This is a genomic window from Pseudomonas sp. AC070 (assembly GCF_979258635.1).
The window spans coordinates 736177-756838 of sequence record NZ_OZ409871.1 but is presented as its reverse complement, the minus strand read 5'-3'; the positions used below and the strand labels follow the sequence as shown (position 1 = coordinate 756838).

General features: G+C 61.2%; 20 protein-coding genes. 7 read left to right on the top strand and 13 right to left on the bottom strand.

Annotated features, from left to right (window positions below):
* The first annotated feature begins 131 nt into the window (after window positions 1-131).
* Window positions 132-1907: a glucan biosynthesis protein G gene (locus ACZZ0Q_RS03255; protein WP_463540096.1), complete on the top strand. Its 1776-nt coding sequence runs from the start codon at window positions 132-134 to the stop codon at window positions 1905-1907.
* Window positions 1900-4443: a glucans biosynthesis glucosyltransferase MdoH gene (gene mdoH / locus ACZZ0Q_RS03250; protein WP_463540097.1), complete on the top strand. Its 2544-nt coding sequence runs from the start codon at window positions 1900-1902 to the stop codon at window positions 4441-4443. Before ACZZ0Q_RS03255 ends, mdoH begins: the two co-directional genes overlap by 8 nt.
* A 284-nt stretch (window positions 4444-4727) precedes the next feature.
* Here the strand turns inward: mdoH and ACZZ0Q_RS03245 are convergent, their stop codons facing one another.
* Window positions 4728-5111, bottom strand: a complete 384-nt coding sequence (locus ACZZ0Q_RS03245; RefSeq protein ID WP_463540098.1) for a DUF4345 domain-containing protein — start codon at window positions 5109-5111, stop codon at window positions 4728-4730.
* A gap of 163 nt (window positions 5112-5274) precedes the next feature.
* On the opposite strand from ACZZ0Q_RS03245, the gene ACZZ0Q_RS03240 reads away from it, so the two are divergent.
* The 4 genes from ACZZ0Q_RS03240 to ACZZ0Q_RS03225 all read left to right on the top strand — a co-directional run bounded on the left by ACZZ0Q_RS03240 (window position 5275) and on the right by ACZZ0Q_RS03225 (window position 8530).
* Window positions 5275-5709, top strand: coding sequence for a DUF411 domain-containing protein (locus tag ACZZ0Q_RS03240; RefSeq protein ID WP_463540099.1), 435 nt, complete (start codon window positions 5275-5277; stop codon window positions 5707-5709).
* 73 nt (window positions 5710-5782) lie between these two features.
* A complete protein-coding gene (gene ypfJ, locus ACZZ0Q_RS03235; protein WP_463540100.1) occupies window positions 5783-6667 on the top strand; it encodes a KPN_02809 family neutral zinc metallopeptidase in 885 nt (294 codons plus the stop codon).
* A gap of 129 nt (window positions 6668-6796) precedes the next feature.
* Window positions 6797-7324: a hypothetical protein gene (locus ACZZ0Q_RS03230; RefSeq protein ID WP_463540101.1), complete on the top strand. Its 528-nt coding sequence runs from the start codon at window positions 6797-6799 to the stop codon at window positions 7322-7324.
* An 87-nt stretch (window positions 7325-7411) separates the two neighbouring features.
* A complete protein-coding gene (locus tag ACZZ0Q_RS03225; RefSeq protein ID WP_463540102.1) occupies window positions 7412-8530 on the top strand; it encodes a sensor histidine kinase in 1119 nt (372 codons plus the stop codon).
* A gap of 4 nt (window positions 8531-8534) precedes the next feature.
* Here the strand turns inward: ACZZ0Q_RS03225 and ACZZ0Q_RS03220 are convergent, their stop codons facing one another.
* Window positions 8535-9440, bottom strand: coding sequence for an AEC family transporter (locus tag ACZZ0Q_RS03220; protein WP_122494659.1), 906 nt, complete (start codon window positions 9438-9440; stop codon window positions 8535-8537).
* A 374-nt stretch (window positions 9441-9814) separates the two neighbouring features.
* On the opposite strand from ACZZ0Q_RS03220, the gene ACZZ0Q_RS03215 reads away from it, so the two are divergent.
* Window positions 9815-10537: a TorF family putative porin gene (locus ACZZ0Q_RS03215; RefSeq protein ID WP_463540103.1), complete on the top strand. Its 723-nt coding sequence runs from the start codon at window positions 9815-9817 to the stop codon at window positions 10535-10537.
* 8 nt (window positions 10538-10545) lie between these two features.
* Here ACZZ0Q_RS03215 and ACZZ0Q_RS03210 read toward each other — a convergent pair whose 3' ends face one another.
* The 11 genes from ACZZ0Q_RS03210 to urtA all read right to left on the bottom strand — a co-directional run bounded on the left by ACZZ0Q_RS03210 (window position 10546) and on the right by urtA (window position 20544).
* Entirely contained in the window at window positions 10546-10839 is a 294-nt protein-coding gene (locus ACZZ0Q_RS03210; RefSeq protein ID WP_463540104.1) for a chaperone modulator CbpM, read from the bottom strand.
* Window positions 10840-10841: 2 nt separating this feature from the next.
* The gene (locus ACZZ0Q_RS03205) at window positions 10842-11765 is read right to left on the bottom strand and encodes a DnaJ C-terminal domain-containing protein (protein ID WP_463540105.1); all 924 of its coding nucleotides are present in this window, start codon (window positions 11763-11765) and stop codon (window positions 10842-10844) included.
* 196 nt (window positions 11766-11961) lie between these two features.
* Window positions 11962-12228 carry a DksA/TraR family C4-type zinc finger protein gene (locus tag ACZZ0Q_RS03200; protein ID WP_463540106.1) on the bottom strand — a complete coding sequence of 89 codons (267 nt, stop codon included), beginning with the start codon at window positions 12226-12228 and terminating at the stop codon, window positions 11962-11964.
* A 95-nt stretch (window positions 12229-12323) separates the two neighbouring features.
* The gene (locus ACZZ0Q_RS03195) at window positions 12324-13187 is read right to left on the bottom strand and encodes an isocitrate lyase/PEP mutase family protein (RefSeq protein WP_463540107.1); all 864 of its coding nucleotides are present in this window, start codon (window positions 13185-13187) and stop codon (window positions 12324-12326) included.
* A 195-nt stretch (window positions 13188-13382) separates the two neighbouring features.
* Entirely contained in the window at window positions 13383-13730 is a 348-nt protein-coding gene (locus tag ACZZ0Q_RS03190; RefSeq protein ID WP_463540108.1) for an FmdB family zinc ribbon protein, read from the bottom strand.
* A 176-nt stretch (window positions 13731-13906) separates the two neighbouring features.
* A complete protein-coding gene (fmdA, locus tag ACZZ0Q_RS03185) occupies window positions 13907-15136 on the bottom strand; it encodes a formamidase (protein ID WP_108098363.1) in 1230 nt (409 codons plus the stop codon).
* 236 nt (window positions 15137-15372) lie between these two features.
* Complete coding sequence (gene urtE / locus ACZZ0Q_RS03180; RefSeq protein ID WP_463540109.1) at window positions 15373-16062, bottom strand: urea ABC transporter ATP-binding subunit UrtE; 690 nt, start codon at window positions 16060-16062, stop codon at window positions 15373-15375.
* A 159-nt stretch (window positions 16063-16221) separates the two neighbouring features.
* Entirely contained in the window at window positions 16222-16983 is a 762-nt protein-coding gene (gene urtD / locus ACZZ0Q_RS03175) for an urea ABC transporter ATP-binding protein UrtD (protein ID WP_122494671.1), read from the bottom strand.
* Window positions 16980-18164: an urea ABC transporter permease subunit UrtC gene (gene urtC, locus ACZZ0Q_RS03170; RefSeq protein ID WP_463540110.1), complete on the bottom strand. Its 1185-nt coding sequence runs from the start codon at window positions 18162-18164 to the stop codon at window positions 16980-16982. Before urtC ends, urtD begins: the two co-directional genes overlap by 4 nt.
* A 42-nt stretch (window positions 18165-18206) precedes the next feature.
* Window positions 18207-19124, bottom strand: coding sequence for an urea ABC transporter permease subunit UrtB (urtB, locus tag ACZZ0Q_RS03165; RefSeq protein ID WP_162998709.1), 918 nt, complete (start codon window positions 19122-19124; stop codon window positions 18207-18209).
* A gap of 184 nt (window positions 19125-19308) precedes the next feature.
* Entirely contained in the window at window positions 19309-20544 is a 1236-nt protein-coding gene (gene urtA, locus ACZZ0Q_RS03160; RefSeq protein ID WP_122452222.1) for an urea ABC transporter substrate-binding protein, read from the bottom strand.
* Window positions 20545-20662 lie beyond the last annotated feature (118 nt).

The window sequence follows — 20662 nt, the reverse complement described above, 5'->3', positions numbered from 1 at the left end:
GCACAAGCCCGTCCTTGACGCGCCGCCCGGGAACCATCTGAAAAAAACCACAGTCGGAACCTTGTCTCGCCTTCCCGCCTGTCACGCCCACGGCGAGGTAGGCAACCATGGATCTCGGCGAGGAGCCCTCAGTGACCTTCAGCACCCCAAACGCAGCAACCGGTAAGCGCAAACGACTGCGCCATTCCCTCACCACCATGGCGGCGCTCGTGTCGTTAATGGCTGCCGGACAGCTCTGGGCATTCAACCTGGACGATGTGGCGCAGAAGGCCAAAGACCTCGCCGCGCAAAAGTATGTGGTGCCCAAGAGCAACCTGCCGGCCGAGTTCAGTGAGATGAAGTTCGCGGATTACCAGAAGATCCGCTTCCGCCCCGAAAAAGCCGAGTGGCAAGACCTGAAGACGCCGTTCAAGTTGTCGTTCTATCACCAGGGCATGCACTTCAATACGCCGGTGAAGATCAACGAAGTCACCGCCACCACGGTGAACGAAATCAAGTACGACCCCAGCCGGTTCGATTTTGGCGACCTCAAGTTCGACGCCAAGGCCACCGAACAATTGGGTTACGCCGGCTTTCGCGTGCTGTACCCGATCAACAAGGCCGACAAGCAGGACGAGATCATGACCCTGCTCGGTGCCAGCTATTTCCGCGTGATCGGCAAAGACCAGACGTATGGTTTGTCGGCGCGCGGCATGGCGATTGATACGGCGTTGCCCTCGGGCGAAGAATTCCCCCATTTCACGGAGTTCTGGATTGAGCGGCCCAAGGCCGGCGAGAAGCAGTTGGTGATTTACGCCCTGCTGGATTCGCCGCGCGCTACCGGCGCTTATCGCCTGGTGCTGCGCCCGGGCACCGACTCGGTGGTGGATGTGAAAACCCGTATGTACCTGCGCGAAAACGTGGCGCAGTTGGGCGTTGCGCCGCTGACGAGCATGTACTTGTTCGGCGCCAACCAGCCGCCGAAAACCCTGAACTACCGCCGCGAGTTGCACGACTCCAACGGCCTGTCGATTCACACCGGCAACGATGAATGGATCTGGCGCCCGCTGAATAATCCCAAGCACTTGGGCGTGAGCAGCTTTGCCGTGGAAAACCCGAAAGGCTTCGGCCTGCTGCAACGCGGTCGCGACCTTTCCCACTACGAAGACCTCGACGACCGCTACGACCAGCGCCCAAGCGCGTGGATCGAGCCGCAGGGTGACTGGGGCAAGGGCACCGTCAACCTGGTGGAAATTCCCACCGCCGATGAAACCAACGACAACATCGTGGCCTTCTGGAAACCCGAGTCGCTGCCCGAGGCCGGCCAGCCGATTGATTTCAGCTACCGCTTGCACTGGAGCAACGATGAAAAAGCGCTGGGCTCGCAGGAGCTGGCCTCGGTTAAACAAACGCTGCGCTCCACGGGGGATGTGAAGCAGTCGAACCTGATTCGTGAGCCCGATGGCAGCATCGCCTTTTTGGTCGACTTCGAAGGCCCAGCCCTCAAAGCCCTGCTGGAAGATGCGCCGGTGCGCAGCCAGATCAGCCTGGATGACAACGCCAAGCTGATGGAAAACAACGTGCGCTATAACCCTGAAACCAAGGGCTGGCGCCTGACGCTGCGCTTCAAAGTGAACGACCCAAACAAGCCAGTGGAAATGCGCGCGGCCTTGGTGCGCGATCTGCCTGTTGAGGTGCCGGCTGCGGTGGATGAAGACCAGGCGCCAGCGGCACCAGCAGCACCTGCGCCCGCTCCGGTAGCTGTAGCCGCCGCTGCGACCAGCGATGGCCCCGCCGCCGCACCGACCGCAGCGACACCCGCCGCCGCACCCGCACCGGTCGCGTCTGCGAACGACGTGCCGCCCGCCCCGCCAGCCGTGCAAGTGCTGACGGAAACCTGGAGCAACCAGTTGCCCGCCGATGAATAAGCCAGCCGCCACCACCGTGCGCGAGTACCTGGCGCATCTGCCGCTGAGCGAAGCGCAACGCGCCGAGCTCAGCGACAGCCGCTCGCTGCTGGAAGTGCACCAGCGTCTCGCCGCACAACCTGTGGTGGATAACGAAGCCGCCGTGCATGCCTCCGTGGCGCAGCGGCTGACCTTGCTCAGCACCGATGCGCAAATGCTCGACGCCGATGCCGAGGGCCGCGTGCGCCTGAAGGCTACGCCGCCGATCAAACGCACGCGGGTGATTCCCGAGCCCTGGCGCACCAATGTGCTGGTGCGCGCCTGGCGAACGTTTCGCGGCCGCGAAAATCCGCCGCGTGCGCCCAAGCGTGAACTGCCGTCGGCGCGCTGGCGGCATGTGGGTTCTGTTCGTCGTTACATTCTGTCGGTGCTGATGCTGGGGCAAACGCTGGTCGCCGGCTGGTACATGAAAGGCATCATGCCGTACCAAGGCTGGGCGTTTTTTGAATGGGAAGAAGTGCGCCAGCAAACCATTGTGCAAACGGTCACCCAGGTGCTGCCGTATTTCTTGCAGGGCAGCATTTTGCTGCTGTTCGGCATTTTGTTCTGTTGGGTGTCGGCCGGGTTCTGGACCGCGCTCATGGGCTTTCTGGAATTGCTCACCGGGCGCGACAAGTACCGCATTTCCGGTGCCAGCGCCGGCAACGAACCGATACTTGCCGAGGCGCGCACGGCCATCGTCATGCCGATCTGCAACGAGGATGTTGCGCGTGTATTCGCCGGGCTGCGGGCCACCTATGAGTCGGTAGCGGCTACGGGCGATTTGGCGCACTTCGACTTCTTCGTGCTCAGCGACAGTAACGACGCCGACATCGCCGTGGCCGAGCAACAGGCCTGGCTCGACCTGTGCCGCGAGACGCAAGGTTTTGGACGGATCTTCTACCGCCGTCGCCGCCGTCGGGTAAAACGCAAAAGCGGCAACCTCGACGACTTCTGCCGCCGCTGGGGCAGCGACTACCGCTACATGGTGGTGCTCGATGCCGACAGCGTAATGAGCGGCGAATGCCTGACCAGCCTGGTGCGCTTGATGGAAGCCACGCCAGACGCCGGCATCATCCAGACCGCCCCGCGTGCCTCGGGCATGAACAGTTTGTATGCGCGCATTCAGCAATTCGCCACCCGCGTGTACGGGCCGCTGTTTACCGCAGGCCTGCACTTCTGGCAGCTCGGTGAATCGCATTACTGGGGCCATAACGCGATCATCCGCATGAAGCCCTTTATTGAGCACTGCGCCTTGGCGCCGCTGCCGGGCAAGGGTGCGTTTGCCGGGGCCATTCTGTCCCACGACTTCGTCGAAGCCGCGCTGATGCGCCGTGCCGGTTGGGGTGTATGGATCGCCTACGACCTGCCAGGCAGCTACGAAGAGCTACCGCCCAATCTGCTTGATGAGCTCAAGCGTGACCGTCGCTGGTGCCACGGCAACCTGATGAACTTCCGCCTGTTTATGGTCAAGGGCATGCACCCGGTGCACCGCGCGGTGTTTTTAACCGGCGTGATGTCGTACCTGTCGGCGCCGTTGTGGTTCTTCTTCTTGCTGCTGTCCACCGCGCTGCTGGCGACCAATACGCTGATGGAACCGCAGTACTTTATGGAGCCGCGCCAGCTGTATCCGCTGTGGCCGCAATGGCATCCGGAAAAAGCCATCGCACTGTTTTCCACCACCGTGGTGCTGCTGTTCTTGCCCAAGCTGCTGAGCGTGGTGCTGGTCTGGGCCAAGGGCGCCAAAGCCTACGGCGGTCGGCTGCGGGTGACCATGTCGATGCTGTTGGAGATGCTCTTTTCCATCCTGCTGGCGCCGGTGCGCATGCTGTTTCACACGCGTTTTGTGCTGGCCGCGTTTCTCGGTTGGGAGGCGGTCTGGCATTCGCCAAGCCGTGACGACGGTTCCACCACCTGGCGCGAGGCGGCGCTGCGCCATGGTCCGCAAACCGCGCTCGGTGCGGTGTGGACGGCGTTGGTGGCGTGGCTGAACCCGAGCTTTCTGTGGTGGCTGGCGCCGATTGTGGGGTCGCTGATGTTGTCGATTCCGCTGTCCGTATTGTCCAGCCGCGTGGGCCTGGGGTTGAAGGCCAAAGACGAACAACTATTCCTGATTCCCGAGGAATACCAGCCACCGCGCGAGCTCGTGGCTACCGATGAGTACAACCACGAAAACAACTGGCACGCGCTGCACAACGGCTTCGTGCACGCCGTGGTCGACCCCAAACAAAACGCCCTCGCCTACGCCCTAGCCACCGCTCGCCATCGCCAGGCCGAGCCGCTGCAATGGCAGCGCACGGAGCAGGTGCGCCATGCGCTGGAGGTCGGGCCGAAACAGCTGGACGGCGCGGCGCGTATGGCTTTGCTGAGTGACCCGGTGGCCCTGGCGCGGCTGCATGCTGCTGTGTGGGAAGACGAGCCGGGCGAGTGGATGGAGAGCTGGCGGGAGACGATTGCCAAGGATCCGCATGCACCGTTGTTGCCGTTGCCGGCGGTGGGGAATGTGGTGTTGGCGTGATCGCGCGCGGTTAGGCTCCCCTCGCCCGCTCGCGGGAGAGGGGCTGGGGGAGAGGGCTGCGGTCAGCCGCTCAAGCTTCATCTCCTGAACGAGCCTGGATCCCCGCCTGCGCGAGGATGACGGGGTTTTGTGCGTCGTCTTGCGGAGGTCTTGAGAAAAACCTCCGTCCCCCCCGCGAAGGCGGCGGTCCGACGATTCGGGATCCAGATGTTGGATGTGTCAGCAATTTTCGTACGATGACGAAAGTTTGTGCGTCCTCTTGCGCAGGATGACCGGACTTGCCGCTACGCCGGCAAGCGCCGAAACCCGACATACGCCAACACGGCCGACACCGCTTCGTAACCCAGCGCGTAGAAGTTGAAGGTCTGGCCAATCAAGCCGTCCAGGTACAACCCGGCAACGCGCCCCAGGGCGAGCGCGGCGAACAGCAGCGTCAGCATGCTCAGCGCCGGGCGCCAGTAGGCAGGGCGAAAGGCGGCAGACAACAGAAATACGCCAAGCCCCAGTTGCAACGCGCCGTAGTAAGCGCGCACATCTACGACGGCGGCGGTTTGCATCAGCAGCATGCCGGTGAGGTTGGCCATCTCTTGCGGGTACACGAAATACGCCACGCCGAACCCACCCAACACCAAGGCCTGAAGCAGCAGAAACACGCGGGCAAACAGCATCGGAACGCTCCAACTTTTGGGAAGGCCGCAGCATAGTCGTTCGCCAGGACGATACCCAGCCGCAATGCCGCTGGGTCTGACATATCTATAAACAGCAGCCCACTTAGGACAAGCGCAGCCAGCGACTATGCTGCACGGCACCTTTTCCTGTGGAGTCACCGCCATGCGCCGTTTTGCTCTCGCTTCTCTCTTGTTCGCCGGCACCCTGCAGGCCGCCGAGCCCATCGCTATCGATGTTCACCGCGACGCCAATTGCGGTTGCTGCAAAGCCTGGATCAGCCATTTGGAAACCAACGGCTTCAAAGTCACCGACCATGTGGAAACCGACATGAGCGCGGTCAAAACCCGACTCGGCGTTCCCCATAACCTTGGCAGCTGCCACACCGGCGCCGTCGACGGCAAATTTGTGGAAGGCCACGTGCCCGCCAGCGACATTCTCAAACTGCGCGCCCGTGCCGATTTGATTGGCGCGGCAGCCCCCGGTATGCCGATGGGTTCACCAGGGATGGAACATGGCGACGTTCGTGATGCCTATGATGTGATCGGTGTGCAGAGTAATGGCGCCGAGCAGGTGCTGACCCACTACGACGGCAAGTGATGTAACAGACCGTCGGCCTGGCGCGAGCACCTTTAACTGGCAACACTCAAGCGCCACACAAAGGAGAAACACCATGCTCTGGAAGAAAGGCCGACGCAGCGACAACGTAGTGGATGCCCGCGACAGCGGCGGTGGCGGCGGCGGTATGCGCATCGGCGGCGGCAAAGGCCTGAGCCTCGGCGCCGTGGCGATCATCGTGGTGTTTGGGTTGGTCACCGGCCAAGATCCGATGCAAATCCTCGGGCAACTGGCCAACCAGGCCGGCGTGTCTACCGCCCCGACCCAAACCGAAGGCCACGCGCCGCCGGCCAATGATGAACAAGCCGAGTTCGTGCGCTCGGTACTCGGCGACACCGAAGACACCTGGCGCGCCATCTTCCAACAAGCCGGCAAGCAGTATCAGGACCCCACCCTGGTGCTGTTTCGCGGCGGCGTGAACTCTGCCTGCGGCTTCGCCGATTCAGCCACCGGGCCGTTCTACTGCCCAGGCGACCGCCAGGTGTATCTGGACCTCGACTTCTTCAAAGAAATGGCTCAACGCTTCTCCGCAGCCGGCGATTTCGCCCAGGCTTACGTGATCGCTCACGAAGTCGGCCACCATGTGCAAACACTGTTGGGGGTGTCGGCCAAGGTCGACAGCGCGCGGCAGAGCGGCGCCAAAATGGAAGGCGCCAATGGCTTGCTGGTCCGCCAGGAATTGCAAGCCGACTGTCTGGCGGGCGTGTGGGCGTTTCATGCGCAGCAACGCTTGAATTGGCTGGAACCCGGTGACCTTGAGGAAGCCTTGAATGCGGCGAACGCGATTGGCGATGACCGTTTGCAACAGCAGTCACGCGGACACGTGGTGCCGGACTCGTTTACCCATGGCACCTCGCAGCAGCGGGTGCGTTGGTTTAAGGCGGGGTATGAAGGCGGCAAGGTGAGTGGGTGCGATACGTTTAAGGCGACGACGCTGTAGGTACATCAGACGCAGCAGATCAACATCTCGCGGCTAAAGCCGCTCCTACAGAAATCGCGCACCCTGTGGGAGCGGCTTTAGCCGCGATGCTCTACCATCCGCCACCCCTCTCTTCGCGGATATTCAGGTATGAAACTCGCTCTGCTGCCAGCCGTTCTGGCGATGTTCTGCGTTCTGGCCCACGCCGAAGGTGAAGCCGAAACCAAACCCGAAGCGCCACCCAAAGCGCTGACCACCCAGGTCGAACATCTGGTGGCTGCACTCAGCGACAGTTTCGCCACCGGCTACCCCGAAGCGACCCTGGCACAAGACCTTGACCTGGGCAGCCACAATTACCTGACGCTGGCCGTGTTCACCGTGGAAGGCTTTTCCATGGGCAACAGCTACAACCAGTACCTGGCGGTGTTCGAGCCCGATGCCAACGAGGCCGGCGACCCGCACTACCGCCTGATCGATGTGATGCAAATTGGTGGCGACATGCGCCGCTCGGTTGATGACCTCAAGGCTACCGCCAGTCGCGACGAAACCAGCGGCGCCGTCACCTTGAGTATCCCCGCCATGGCCAATACCGAAGACGATTCACCCAACTTTCCGAGCCTGCCGGTGGTCATCATCTTGCGCCTGGAAAATGACCGTCTGGTCGAAGTAAAACGCTGAAAACCGACGCCAGCAAAACGCCGCTAGCAAGCGCAACGAAAGCGGCTAATATGCGTCATCGTCGTAGCTGTCCGGGGTGTTCAAGCCATGCGTCTTGCCGAGTTTATCGTCGCCACCGTTGACCGCATCGTCGATGAATGGGAGGCCTTTGCCATGACCATTCGTCCCGCTGCCGACAGCATGAATAAGGTCGAATTGCGGGACCATGCCAAGGCCATTCTGCTGGCCGCCGCGCGCGACATGAACACCGCGCAAACGCGCATGGAAAGCGCGGCCAAAGCCATGGGCGAAGGGCCGGACAAAACCCCGAGCCTTGACGTAGCGGCCGCCAGCCACGGCGAGCTGCGCCATCAGGTTGGCTTTGACTTGGTGCAAATGACGTCCGAATTCCGCCACCTGCGCGCCAGTGTTATCCGTTTGTGGACCGACAGCCTGGTGCAGATGGAATTGGTGCATATGCGCGACCTGATCCGTTTCAACGAAGCGATCGACGAAGCGCTGGCCGAATCCACGGCGGCATACGCCGAGCAGGTCAATCACTCCCGCGATATTTTCCTGGCCATTCTTGGTCATGACCTGCGCGCGCCGTTGCAGGCGGTGAGCATGTCTAGCGAATTGCTGGCCGCCAAGCAGGGCCTGGACGAAAAAGCCCGCAGCCATGTGCAGCGCATCCGCAACAGCACCCGGCACATGAGCGGCATGGTTAACGACCTGTTGGAATTCGTGCGCAGCCGGCTGGGCAACAGCCTGCCTATCGTGCGTTCGCCTGTGAACATGAGCCTGCTTTGCCAGGCGGCTATCGACGAAGCCAGCGCCGGCCAGCCACTGAGCGATCTGCGTTTTGAAGTAAGCGGTGAAACCGAGGGCGAATGGGATCAGGGCCGGATCGAACAGCTGCTGCAAAACCTGATCGGCAACGCCCTGCAACACGGTGCCAGCAACCTGCCGATCACCGTGCGCCTGATCGGTGAAACCGACAGCGTGACCCTGGTGGTGCACAACCAGGGCGAGCCCATTCTGGAGAGCGCCATCTCCACGATCTTCTTCCCGCTCGTACGCAGCACCAGCGACCGCGCCGGCGAGACCAGCCTGGGTCTGGGCTTGTTCATCGTCAACGAAGTGGTGCTCGCCCACGGCGGCACCGTCAACGTGAGTTCAAACCACGAAGACGGCACCACGTTTACCGTGATGTTGCCTAAGCGCTAAGCATTTACGGCGCCATCACCGGCGCGCCATAGCCGGCGGAAAACAGCAGGCCCAACACCACGGGCATAACCGCCGCACTTCCCAGATTGCCGATCAATACCATCGACGCCACTTTGTGCGGGTCGCGGTGGTATTGCTCGGCGAGCATGTAGTTGAGTACCGCTGGCGGTAGCGCCGCGAACACCCACAGGCAGGCCAGTTGCAGGCCTTGCAGGTCGAGCAGTTGGATAAGTGGCCAGGCGAGAATCAAGCCACTCGCAGGGCACGCAATCGCGCCGAGCAGGCCGATTTTCCAGGCGCTGAAGTCGACATCGAGCATGCGAACGCCAAGGGCGAAGAGCATCAGCGGCACGCTGGTGGTGCCCAGCATGGTGGCCGATTCCAGCAGCCAGTGCGGCAGGTGCAGACCGCTCAGGTTGATGGCCAAACCAGCAATAGTCGCCAGCACCACGGGAATTCGATACAGGCGCCACAGCGGCGTGGCGGGGTCGAGCATGCGCAGGCCGACGGTGAAGTGCAGCAGCATTTCCACGATAAACAGCACCACTGCCGCCGGCAGCGCTTTCTCGCCGAATGCCAGGGCCATCAGTGGCAAGCCCATGTTGCCGGTGTTGCTGAACATCATCGGCGGTAGAAAGGTGCGCAGGTCCAGCTTCAGCCAGCGTGCAAACGGCCACAGCACCAGCCCCGAGCCCAACACAATCCCCGCCCCGGCGAGCGCCAGACTGGCGTAGTCCTGCAGCGCCGCCTTGCTGTCGGCCAGCACGGCGAATACCAGCAACGGCACCAGCAATTCCATGTTGAGGGTGTTAAGGCCGCGCATGTCCGGTTTGCGCAGATGGCCGTACAGCGCACCGCAGCCGGTGATCAAAAACACCGGCATCAGGGTTGAGAGAATCTGGGAAAACATGACCGCTCCAGACGACAAAGGAAGAAGGCGAGATCGTTAGGGTGGCAAGCATCGTGCCGGGGCGTTTCGGCCGATACAACCCCTACTAGCGTCTTGGTAGCGTCTAGCCAGCGCCTTTGCGCCTGGGTAGTGGCCTTTTCGACAGCCCGTCGATTTTTCCGCGTCCATCGACGAATGGCGGTCCATTTGTGGCGCATGGCGGTACTCTCGGACCGCTCTAGCCTGCGGTTCCGCGCGAGAAAAAGCTCCACAGAGAGCCCACCGCAGGCGACAAAAACACGGGTAACGCCAGCGTGCCAACCGCTGTCGTTACAGGCTGAGCGCCCCTGCCAGCGTGCAAGCCACTCCTTACTCAACATCTGGAGTGAACATTGATGATTTCGTTAAAAGCCACATTGCTGGCCGCCACACTGTTTGCCTGCGCCGCCGCCCACGGCCAGGTGATGGAACGCGAACTGGGCCCCTACGATTTACAACTGGGCACCACGCCCACCCGCAGCATGGCGCAGGGCTTGGTGCAGCCGGCGCAGAACGGCACCTTCCAAGGCGGCCTCGACCTGACCCACGAGAGCGGCTGGTACCTGGGCCAATGGTCGCCGAGCATGGGCATCGCCCGTGACAGCCAGCTAGAGCTCGATTCCTACAGCGGCTTCAAGCGCCCGTTCAACAACCGCTTCGGCTATGAAATGGGCCTGATCCGCTACAGCCATCCCGGCTTCAGCGCCAATGACAGCAACGAGTATTACGCCGGCCTGACCCTCCTCGACAGCCGCTTCGGCGCGGCTTTCAGCCAGGCCCCAGGGCGCGCCGACAGCACGTTGTTAATGGACTTGGCGCTGAATCCGCCGTTGGCCATGAACCTGTCGATGAAGTACGCCAACCACACGTTGGACGACGCGGTGAGTTACGGCGATGGCGGGCTGGTGCGGGTGTTCAATGATTGGTCCCTGAACCTGTCGCGCCCATGGGCGGGCATTGATCTGAACCTGTCGTACAGCGGTTCAACCTTGAGTGGGCCGCAGTGCGTGGCGTATTCGGGGCACAACGGCTATTGCGAGGATTACTTCATGTTCAAGGCGGAGCGGTCGCTGTTCTAGCCGCGCCGCTACTCGCTGAGAAAACGGCCGAGTTGGCTTTTCAGTTGGCGATTTTCTCGGCGCACCTGCTCCAGATCGTCCAGCAGCTGCAACGCCAGGGCGATGCCCGACCATTCCATTTCCAACTCGCGCTGTAGCCGTGCAGCGCGGCGGCAGGTGATCAGCGCGTGCTGGTCGAACTGCCAGGTGTCAGGGCCGTGCCCAGCGGGATAGACAATGCCGTGCTCGACGATTTCCATCAGCAGTGAGGTGGGAATCGCCACGGTCTGACAAAGTTCTTGCATGCCTAATGGGTGGCTCATGCTCATTTGCTCCATTCGCTGCGGGGATCGAAGTCGACCTTCTGCGCCAGTTTCTCCCAGAGTTTGCGCGCATCGTCGCTGGTGGTTTTGGGCATCACGACTTTGAGCTGCGCATACAAATCGCCGCGCTCTCCGGCTTTGGTGCCCAAGCCTCGGCCTTTAATGCGCAGGCGCTGGCCGCTCTGGCTGTTGGCCGGAATGGTCAGGGTGATGCGGCCGTTTAACGTCGGCGCCTCGACCTTGGTGCCAAGCGCGGCCTCCCATGGCGCCAACGGTACGGTGAGCACCAGGTCGCTGCCCTGAAGATCAAACAAGGGATGGGGCGCGAAGCGCACGTTCAGGTACAGATCGCCCGGCTGCCCGCCGGCACTGCCGGGCCCACCCTGCCCTTTCAGGCGAATGCGCTCGCCGTCGGTGACGCCGAAGGGAATCTTCACGTTGAGGCTTTTGCTCTGCGCCGGCTGGCCCATGGCGGCGGGGAGCTGGAAGGAAATTTTCTTGGCCTCGCCGGTCAGGGTTTCTTCAAGAAACACCGGCAGCTCCATTTCCACATCCTGGCCTTTGCGAGCACGGTTGCGCGCCTGCTCGGCGCCACCGCCGCGGCGGAAAATCGACTCGAAAAAGTCGGAATAATCGCCACCGTAGGCATCGGTAAACGCCCCGGCGCCCGGCTGCCGACCGCGCGGGTGCTCAAACGGCCGGCCATGCTGGCCGTACTTGCGCAGGTCATCAAACTCGGCGCGCTTGTCGGCATCCTTGAGCACGTCATAGGCCTCGGCCACTTCCTTGAAGTGGACTTCGGCGTCCTTTTCTTTGCTCACATCCGGGTGGTACTTGCGCGCGAGCTTGCGGTAGGCGGCTTTGATCGCCTTTTCGTCCGCAGTGGGCTCGATGCCCAGAATTTTGTAGTAGTCCTTAAAGTCCATCGTCACTCCGGTAAAAAACTACTGCGCTCGGTTAAGCGTAACGCCCAAGCGCACTCAATATGGGGGAAGACCAAAAAACGTAGCGAGCGAAGGGAAAGCAAGGCGAAGGGCAATGAAAAAAGCGCAGTTGGCATTGAGCCAATGAGCATTTTTTCATTGTCCTTCAACGCCGCTTAACCGAGCGCAGTAGTTTTTTCTAGCGAAGCTGGCTGTCTTTGCTACCGCGACGGTTATACCCGGCGCTGGCCAAGTTTGCCTTGTCGTGTTCCGCCTGGCAGGCGACACACAGGCGTACGCCGGGAATGGCTTGGCGCCGCGCCTCGGGGATGGCGGCGTCGCATTCTTCGCAGTGTTTGAGGCTTTCGCCCTTGGGCAGATTGCTGCGCGCACGCGCGATGGCGTCTTCGATGCTGCTGTCGATCTGCTCTTGTACGGCTCCATCACTTGCCCAACCGCCGGCCATGATCTGTCTCCCGCTCGTTTGCGTTAGAGAAAGATATGGGCGCGCGGGTGTTTTTTTACAAGCTCAAGCGGCATGGAGCTGCATGAACGGTCGAATTATTCCTTCACTTCCATAAACTCCTTCGCCCAGAGCAAATAGTCTTCCGGGTGCGTGTATTTGTGCGAAAGCTCCGAAGCGCTGAGGTCGCTGGCCACCACTTGCCGTTGCTCGCGCAGGCAATCGTAGGTGGCTTTGATGGCGGCAAAGTAGGCGGCGTGGCCGTCAACCACGATGCGCACGCCCAGGCTGGCCAAGCGCGCATCGTCGCGCAACGACGGATTGCCGTAAGTCACCAGCATGATCGGCACGGTCAGGTGCTCGGCGATGCGTTCCAAGTGTTCGAAGTCGGTGATGCCGACCATGCAAATGCCATCTGCACCGGCGGCCTGATAAGCCAGGGTGCGGCTGATGACTTCATCCACCGACAGCACGCCGGCATTGGTGCGGGCAATGATGGCCAGCGCGGCATCGACACGGGCTTCCAGCGCTGCGCGAATCTTGCCGACGCCTTCTTCCACGGGGATCAGGTCGGTGGACTTGCGCCCGAACTGCGCCGGTAGCAGCGTGTCTTCCAGCGTCAGCGCGGCGACGCCGGCGCGCTCAAGTTCCTTCACGGTACGCATCACGTTCAGCGCGTTGCCGTAGCCGTGGTCAGCATCGGCGATCACCGGCAGGTTAGCGACGCGACCGATGCGGGTGGCCTGTTCGACAAATTCGCTCAGGGTAATCAGCGCGAAGTCCGGCGCGGCCAGTACCTGCAAGGAGGCAACCGAGCCGCCAAGAATGCCGACTTCGAAACCGAGGTCGCCGGCAATGCGCGCGGACATGGGGTCGAACACCGAGGCGGTGTGGTAGCAGAATTCGGATGACAGCAACGCACGGAAGGTGCCGCGCAGCGCATGGTGGGAGGCTCTGGGCATAGGGGTTCCAACAGCTGTTTTTATTGGTGGTATGAGTCGTTACCTAACCTTAGCAAGACACATACCCGCTGCCAGCTTAACCCACGGCCCCTTTCTAGAGCCTTTCGACGGCGTGCTGCTGGCTGAGGGTGGCGAATTTACGCCGCCGCCAGCCGTGTAGGGGCGGCAAACCGCCACTACCTGATAAATGGTCCTTCAATGGCTGATCATCCAGGGCCGCCCGGCCGGTTTGCCTTTCATGGCGTGAGGATTGGCCTTGGTCGGCGCCAAGGGTTTATTGGCGCTGCAGCAGCCGCAACCGGCCGGATGTTTGCGCGCTTGCTTGTACTCATCGAGTGTTTGCGGCGCATGGGCGCTGCGCTCGTTGGCCGCGTGGGCGCGGCGCTGGCTGCCGGCCATGGTCGACAGGCACGGCGCCGAAAGAATTACCCGTCTGCTGGTGCCGCCGCAGGCCGGGCACAGACACGGCTCATCGCGGTCGGCCATAGGGCGCAGCATCGTAAAGTCGCCGCAGTCGGCGCAGTCGTATTCGTAGATGGGCATTGGGTTATCCCTTGAGGGCCAATCGCGGCTAAAGCCGCTCCTACAAACCGCACCCTCTGCAGGAGCGGCTTTAGCCGCGATTGGCCAGACCTGAAAACAACGTTCTCTACATCAGGGTTTCATCACCTGGACCATGCCAACGCCGCCCGGCCCCGGCACAGCCCAGGCGACGAAACTCATTTGTCCGGCGCTTTGGGTAAGTCGATGCTGCCATCGAGGTACTTGGTCGGGCCGGAGGCATTCGGGTTGATGTCGAATTCAAAAATCTCGGTCGGCAGCCACAAGGTGGCGCAGGCGTTCGGAATATCTACCACACCGCTGATATGCCCCTGCACCGGCGCCGAACCCAGCAGCGAGTAACCCTGGGCCGGTGAGTAGCCGAACTTGGTCAGGTAGTTGATGGCGTTCAGGCAGGCCTGTTTGTAGGCCAGGTTAACGTCGAGGTAATGCTGCTTGCCGGCGTCGTCTACCGAGATGCCTTCGAAGATCAGGTAATTGTTGTACGTCGGCACGATGGGGCTGGGTTTGAAGATTGGGTTCTTGATGCCGTACTTAGCCATGCCGCCTTTGATCAGCTCGACTTTCATGTGCACCCAGCCGGCCATTTCGATGGCGCCGCAAAAGGTGATTTCGCCGTCGCCCTGGCTGAAGTGCAAATCGCCCACCGACAGCCCGGCGCCGTCCACATACACCGGGAAGAAAATCTTCGAGCCGCGCGACAGGTCTTTGATATCGCAGTTACCGCCGTGCTCGCGCGGCGGCACGGTGCGCGCGCCGGTCAGGGCGGCCAGGTCGCGCGCCTCGCCTTTCATCTTGCCCATGTGCGCGGTGGGCGCCATCGGCGCGTTGGCCAGCGGCGGCACGCGGGTGGGGTTGGTGTCGATCAGCTCCTGCTCGCGCTTGTTCCAGTCGGCGAGCATTTTGTGATCCGGCAGGCAGCCGATCAGGCCGGGGTGAATCAGGCCGGCAAAGTTAACGCCCGGAATGTGCCGCGAGCTGGTGAACATGCCTTTGAAATCCCAGATGGACTTCTGCGCCTCGGGGAAGTAGTCGGTGAGAAAACCGCCGCCATTCTGCTTGGAGAAAAAGCCGTTGAAGCCCCACAGCGAATCCGGCTTGGCGCCGATGTCGAGCAAGTCCACCACCAGCAAATCGCCAGGTTCGGCACCGTGCACGCCCACCGGGCCGGAGAGGTAGTGCACGGTGGTCAGGTCCACATCGCGCACGTCGCTGGCGTCGTCATTGTTCTTGATCGCGCCGGCGGTCCAGTCATAGGTTTCCAGAATGAAATCGTCGCCCGGCTTGACCCAGCAGGCCATTGGAATGTCCGGGTGCCAGCGGTTGTGAATCTGCTCGTTTTCGGTGGCGGCCTGGTTGAGGTCAACCTTGATCAGCGTATCGGTCATGACGAAGCTCCTGGACCTTGTGAGGGTGGTGCGCGGTGAAGCGCCGGGGTACGGAGCTAGTCTTGTTCGGCTGGGGAAATGGATAAATACGTTGGATGACGTATGCGTGCGGGGCTTGAATGGCGGGGGCTACAGCGGATTTTCGGACGTGCGAAAAACATCGCGGCTAAAGCCGCTCCTACAGTTGTACGCGCACCTGTGGGAGCGGCTTCAGCCGCGATTCGTGGAATAGGCAATCACACCGACAGATACCGGCTGATGGTTTTTTCATCCACGTTATCGCGCGTTTCCTCGACTACGAATTTGCCTTTTTCGATGACCAGAAAACGGTCGGCGATTTCCATGGTGAAACTCAGCACCTGCTCGGACACCACGATGGTCAGGTCGCGCAGGTTGCGGATTTCTTTGAGCTTGTGGGCGATGTCTTTGATGATCGAGGGCTGAATGCCTTCGGTGGGTTCGTCGAGCAGCAGCACCTTGGGGTTGGTGGCCAGGGCGCGGGCAATCGCCAGTTGTTGTTGCTGGCCGCCGGAGAGGTTGCCGCCTTTGCGCGAACGCATTTCGTGCAGCACGGGGAACAACGCGTAGAGGTCGTCCGGCACCTTGCCTTTGGCTGATGCGGGCAGGCCGGTCTGGATGTTTTCCAGCACGGTCATGTGGGAAAAAATCATTCGGCCTTGCGGCACATAGGCGATGCCGTGCTCGACGCGCTGGTGGGTTTCCAGCTTCGACACGTCGTGCCCGTCTACCGAGATTTGCCCGCCCCACTGCGGCAGCACGCCCATCAGGCTTTTGAACAGCGTGGTCTTGCCCATACCGTTGCGGCCCATGACCGCGACGATTTCTTTTTTCTCCACATCAAGGTTCAGCTCGTGAAGGATTTGGCTTTGGCCGTAGCCGGACACCAGGTTGGAAATGGTGAACATAGGGTGTGCCTCTTGTTCGCAATAGATGAAATACCCGGCCCTCACCCCCAGCCCCTCTCCCGCAAGCGGGAGAGGGGAGCTCAAACGCGGTCTGCGTCCAATCCCCTCGCCCGCTTGCGGGAGAGGGTGCCCGAAGGGCGGGTGAGGGGCTGTTCGCCCTCAATGCCCCAGATAAACCTCAATCACCTTCGGATTACTCTGCACCGCCTCCATGCTCCCTTCCGCCAGCACCTTGCCCTGGTGCAGCACGGTCACGCGGTGGGCGATGCTTTTCACAAATTCCATGTCGTGCTCAATCACCAGCACCGAGCGCCCTTGGCTGATGCGATTGAGCAGGTCGGCGGTTTGCACCCGTTCGCTCACGCTCATGCCGGCCACCGGTTCGTCGAGCATCAGCAGCGCCGGGTCTTGCATCAGCAACATGCCGATCTCCAGCCACTGCTTCTGGCCGTGGGAAAGCAGGTCGGCCTGTTTGTCGAGGAAGTCGCTGAGGAAGATTTCACCGGCCACCTCCTCCACCCGCGCAATCACCTCGGCGCTGCGCTTGAAGAACAGCGCGCCGAACACTTTGCGCCCGGCCGGGTACGACATTTCCAGGTTCTCGAACACGGTGAGGTTTTCGTAGATCGAGGGGTTTTGAAACTTGCGGCCGACGCCGGCGCGAACGATGTCGTACTCGCGCATTTTGGTCAGTTCGCGGCCTTCAAATTCGATGCTGCCGGCGGTGGATTTGGTCTTGCCGCAGATAAGGTCCAGCACCGTGGTTTTGCCGGCGCCGTTGGGGCCGATAACCACGTGCACTTCATTGCGGTCGACGTACAGGTTGAGGTCGTTCACGGCCTTGAAACCGTCGAACGAAACCGTCAGCCCCTCGATGGCCAATACCGGTTTGGCCGCTTGAAATCCGGCGGGGCTGTTCATGGCGTGGTCTCCAGTTCGCGCGGTGCGGTTTTTGGTTCAGGCTTGACGGCAAACACACGGGCTTTGGTCTGCGGCACGCCGAACAGTGTTTTGCCCAGGGCAAAACGCGACAGCCATTTGCGCCCGTGGCTTTCCCACAACCCGGCGATGCCGTTGGGGAAGTACATGACCACCACGATAAACAGCCCGCCCATCAGGTACAGCCACAGCTCGGGGAAGCTCTCGGAGAAATAGGTTTTGCCAAAGCTCACCAGCAAGGTGCCGTACACCGCACCCAGCAGCGACATGCGCCCGCCCACTGCGGCAAAAATCACCATTTCAATCGACGGCACGATGCCCACGAAGCTCGGCGACATAAATCCGACCTGCAAGGCAAACATCGCCCCGCCAATGGCCGAAAACGCCGCCGCCACGCAAAACACGAAAATCTTGAAACTGGCCACGTCGTAGCCGGAAAAACGCACGCGTTCTTCCTTGTCGCGCATGGCCATGAGCAGGCGGCCGAGCTTGGAGGTGAGGATGAAACGCCCGAGCAACACGCAGCCCAACAACAGGAACGCGTTGACGAAATACAGGATGGTTTTCGAGCTGTCCGGGCGGATGTCCCAACCGAGCAGGGTTTTCAAATCGGTGATGCCGTTGACGCCGCCAGTGAGCCCCTGCTGGCCGATGATCAGGATGGTTAGAATCGCCGCAATCGCCTGGGTAACGATGGAGAAATACACATCGCCCACGCGTCGTTTGAACATTGCCACGCCAATGATCAGCGCCAGCAACGTCGGCACCGCCACCACCGCCAACAGCGCAAAGCTGAAGCTGTGAAACGGCTGCCACATCATCGGCAGTTCGGTGATCTGGTTCCAATCCATAAAGTCCGGAATGCCGGGTGTGGATTGAATTTTGGTGCTCTCGGGATCGGACGCTTCGAGCTTCAAAAACATCGCCATGCAGTAGCCGCCAACGCCGAAGAAAATGCCCTGGCCCAGGCTCAAAATGCCGCCGTAACCCCAGCACAACACCAGGCCAACGGCGACGAAGGCGTAGGTCAGGTATTTGCCGACCATGTTCAGGCGGAAGGTGTCGAGCAGCAGCGGGAAAACCACCAATATCAGCGTAGCCAGCACCAACAGGCCAATGGCCCCCTGCTTGCCACCAAGCAGGCTTTCGTATGCGTTTTTCATGGGCGGTTTCCTATCGTGTATTCGTGCATTTCGCCAACCAACTCACTTCCTGACCTTGATTGAAAACAGCCCTTGCGGGCGCAGCATCAAAATCAGAATCACCGCCGACAACGTCAGCACCTTGGCCATCGAACCCGAGAGGAAAAATTCCATGATCGATTGCGCCTGGGCGATGGTGAAGGCCGAGGCGATGGTGCCCACCAGGCTGGCAGCGCCGCCGAAAACCACGGTGAGAAAAGTGTCAACGATGTACAGCGAACCCGCCGTCGGCCCGGTGGAACCGATGGTGGTGAACGCAGCGCCAGCCACCCCCGCTACACCGCAGCCGAGGGCAAAGGTCATGCGGTCGACCCGCTTGGTATTGATGCCCACGGCACGGCTCATGACGCGGTTCTGCATGGTGGCGCGCACCTGCAAACCCCAACGCGAGCGGTACAGCATGAGGAAGATGGTGGCGGTCAGCGCGGCGGTGAGGGCCATGACAAACAGGCCGTTCTTGGGAATATCCACCGCTGCCGTGGGGCTCCATGAGCCCATGATCCACTCGGGCATTTCCGCGCCCACTTCACGGGCGCCGAAGATCGAGCGGAAGGCTTGCTGCATCACCAGCGAAAGGCCCCAGGTGGCCAGCAGCGTGTCCAGCGGCCGGTGGTACAGCTTGCTGATCATCGCCCACTCCACCAGCCACCCGAGGGCGCCGGCGATAAAGAACGAGGCGATGATCGCGAAGAAAAAGTAGTACGGCTGCAAGGCCGGTACATAGTGCAACGTGAGCGTGGAAATCACGTACGTGGTGTAAGCGCCAACGGTGAGGAACTCCCCATGGGCCATGTTGATCACGCCCATTTGCCCGAAAATAATTGCCAGGCCGAGTGCCATCAGCAGCAGGACACAGAACACCGACAAGCCGTTGAACCCCTGCATGACGGCGATTGCGCCGAAGTCGGTAAGCCATTCCATGAGTGGACTCCTGATGGGTGGTGGGATGAAAGCGCGAAGCGACCGGGCAACCCCGCCCCTCACCCCAGCCCTCTCCCCGGAGGGGCGAGGGGGCGGACAGGTGTTACGCCGTCATAAACGCAACGCAGGTCGGTCCCCTCTCCCCCCGTGGGAGAGGGCTAGGGTGAGGGGGGACTTTCAGCCCCTACTGATAACCCTTAGGAAACGGATTCGGCTCAATCAGCTCCGACTCATGCACCACCTTGAACGTACCGTCAGCCTGAATCTGGGCGATGCGCGCCTTGCTCCAGAGGTGATGGTTGTCGTGCACTTTCACGTAGCCTTCGGGCGCTGTGGTCAGTTCGATGCCAGGCGAGGCGGCAACTACTTTGTCCACATCAAAGCTGCCGGCTTTTTCCACCGCGGCTTTCCACAACCATGGGCCGAGGTAGCCGGCCTGGGTGACGTCGCCGATCACCGAGTCCTTGCCGTACTTGGCTTTGAATTCCTCAACGAATTTCTTGTTGTTGGGGTTATCCAGGGTTTGGAAGTACTTCATCGACGAGTAGAAGCCCTTCATGTTCTCGCCGCCGATGCCGAGCATTTCGTCTTCGGTAACCGACAGGGTCAGCAGGGTTTGTTTGTCACTGGTGATGCCGGCGGCTTTCAGTTGTTTGTAGAAGGCCACGTTGGAACCGCCGACCACGGCAGCGAACACCACGTCGGGTTTTTTCAGTTTGATTTTGTTGGTCAGCGAACCGAACTGGGTGTTGCCGAGCGGGTAGTACTCTTCGCCAACCACGGTGCCGCCGAGCACGTTTTCGATGTGCTTGCGGGCGATTTTCATGGAGGTGCGCGGCCAGATGTAGTCCGAGCCCAGCAGGTAGAAGGTTTTCGCGCCCTTCTCTTTGGCGATCCAGTCGAGGCTGGCGAGAATTTGCTGGGTGGCTTCCTGGCCGGTGTAAATCACGTTTTTGGACTGCTCGAGGCCTTCGTAAAACGTCGGGTAGTAGAGCAAGCCGTTGTCTTTCTCGAAGATTGGCAAAACGGCTTTGCGCGAGGCTGAGGTCCAGCAGCCAAACACCGTGGCGACCTTGTCGCTCTCCAGCAGCTTCTTGGCTTTTTCGGCAAAGGTCGGCCAGTCGGAGGCGCCGTCTTCCTGAATCACTTTGATCTGCCGACCGAGAATGCCGCCCGAGGCGTTGATTTGGTCGATGGCCAGGCGTTCGGCCTGAATGGCGCCGGTTTCGGAAATGGCCATGGTGCCGGTGGCCGAGTGCAGCTGGCCGACGGTGACCGTGGTGTCGGTAACCGCCAGGCCCGTGGTATTGGCCGCATCCGCCAGCACGCTCTGGCTGAACACGCTCGCCGCCAGCAGCGACAGTGCCGCCGCACCGAGCGCCAGCCGACGGGGAAGAAAGCTCGTCAATCGTGAATCCATGATGCTGCTCCTCTGGTAGTTGGCCTCCCCGGCTCGCCTTTCGGGTACCGGCTTGGGGTTGCAGCAAGGATGGGGCGCAGCAGCGTGGCGGCGGTATACGCAGGTTGACGTAAGCGCA

What these genes read in the sequence shown, in the direction of transcription:
- mdoH (WP_463540097.1), top strand. Translation starts at nt 1,900, where the DNA reads ATGAATAAGCCAGCCGCCACCACCGTGCGCGAGTACCTGGCGCATCTG.
- ACZZ0Q_RS03245 (WP_463540098.1), bottom strand. Translation starts at nt 5,111, where the DNA reads ATGCTGTTTGCCCGCGTGTTTCTGCTGCTTCAGGCCTTGGTGTTGGGT.
- ACZZ0Q_RS03240 (WP_463540099.1), top strand. Translation starts at nt 5,275, where the DNA reads ATGCGCCGTTTTGCTCTCGCTTCTCTCTTGTTCGCCGGCACCCTGCAG.
- ypfJ (WP_463540100.1), top strand. Translation starts at nt 5,783, where the DNA reads ATGCTCTGGAAGAAAGGCCGACGCAGCGACAACGTAGTGGATGCCCGC.
- ACZZ0Q_RS03230 (WP_463540101.1), top strand. Translation starts at nt 6,797, where the DNA reads ATGAAACTCGCTCTGCTGCCAGCCGTTCTGGCGATGTTCTGCGTTCTG.
- ACZZ0Q_RS03225 (WP_463540102.1), top strand. Translation starts at nt 7,412, where the DNA reads ATGCGTCTTGCCGAGTTTATCGTCGCCACCGTTGACCGCATCGTCGAT.
- ACZZ0Q_RS03220 (WP_122494659.1), bottom strand. Translation starts at nt 9,440, where the DNA reads ATGTTTTCCCAGATTCTCTCAACCCTGATGCCGGTGTTTTTGATCACC.
- ACZZ0Q_RS03215 (WP_463540103.1), top strand. Translation starts at nt 9,815, where the DNA reads ATGATTTCGTTAAAAGCCACATTGCTGGCCGCCACACTGTTTGCCTGC.
- ACZZ0Q_RS03210 (WP_463540104.1), bottom strand. Translation starts at nt 10,839, where the DNA reads ATGAGCCACCCATTAGGCATGCAAGAACTTTGTCAGACCGTGGCGATT.
- ACZZ0Q_RS03205 (WP_463540105.1), bottom strand. Translation starts at nt 11,765, where the DNA reads ATGGACTTTAAGGACTACTACAAAATTCTGGGCATCGAGCCCACTGCG.
- ACZZ0Q_RS03200 (WP_463540106.1), bottom strand. Translation starts at nt 12,228, where the DNA reads ATGGCCGGCGGTTGGGCAAGTGATGGAGCCGTACAAGAGCAGATCGAC.
- ACZZ0Q_RS03195 (WP_463540107.1), bottom strand. Translation starts at nt 13,187, where the DNA reads ATGCCCAGAGCCTCCCACCATGCGCTGCGCGGCACCTTCCGTGCGTTG.
- ACZZ0Q_RS03190 (WP_463540108.1), bottom strand. Translation starts at nt 13,730, where the DNA reads ATGCCCATCTACGAATACGACTGCGCCGACTGCGGCGACTTTACGATG.
- fmdA (WP_108098363.1), bottom strand. Translation starts at nt 15,136, where the DNA reads ATGACCGATACGCTGATCAAGGTTGACCTCAACCAGGCCGCCACCGAA.
- urtE (WP_463540109.1), bottom strand. Translation starts at nt 16,062, where the DNA reads ATGTTCACCATTTCCAACCTGGTGTCCGGCTACGGCCAAAGCCAAATC.
- urtD (WP_122494671.1), bottom strand. Translation starts at nt 16,983, where the DNA reads ATGAACAGCCCCGCCGGATTTCAAGCGGCCAAACCGGTATTGGCCATC.
- urtC (WP_463540110.1), bottom strand. Translation starts at nt 18,164, where the DNA reads ATGAAAAACGCATACGAAAGCCTGCTTGGTGGCAAGCAGGGGGCCATT.
- urtB (WP_162998709.1), bottom strand. Translation starts at nt 19,124, where the DNA reads ATGGAATGGCTTACCGACTTCGGCGCAATCGCCGTCATGCAGGGGTTC.
- urtA (WP_122452222.1), bottom strand. Translation starts at nt 20,544, where the DNA reads ATGGATTCACGATTGACGAGCTTTCTTCCCCGTCGGCTGGCGCTCGGT.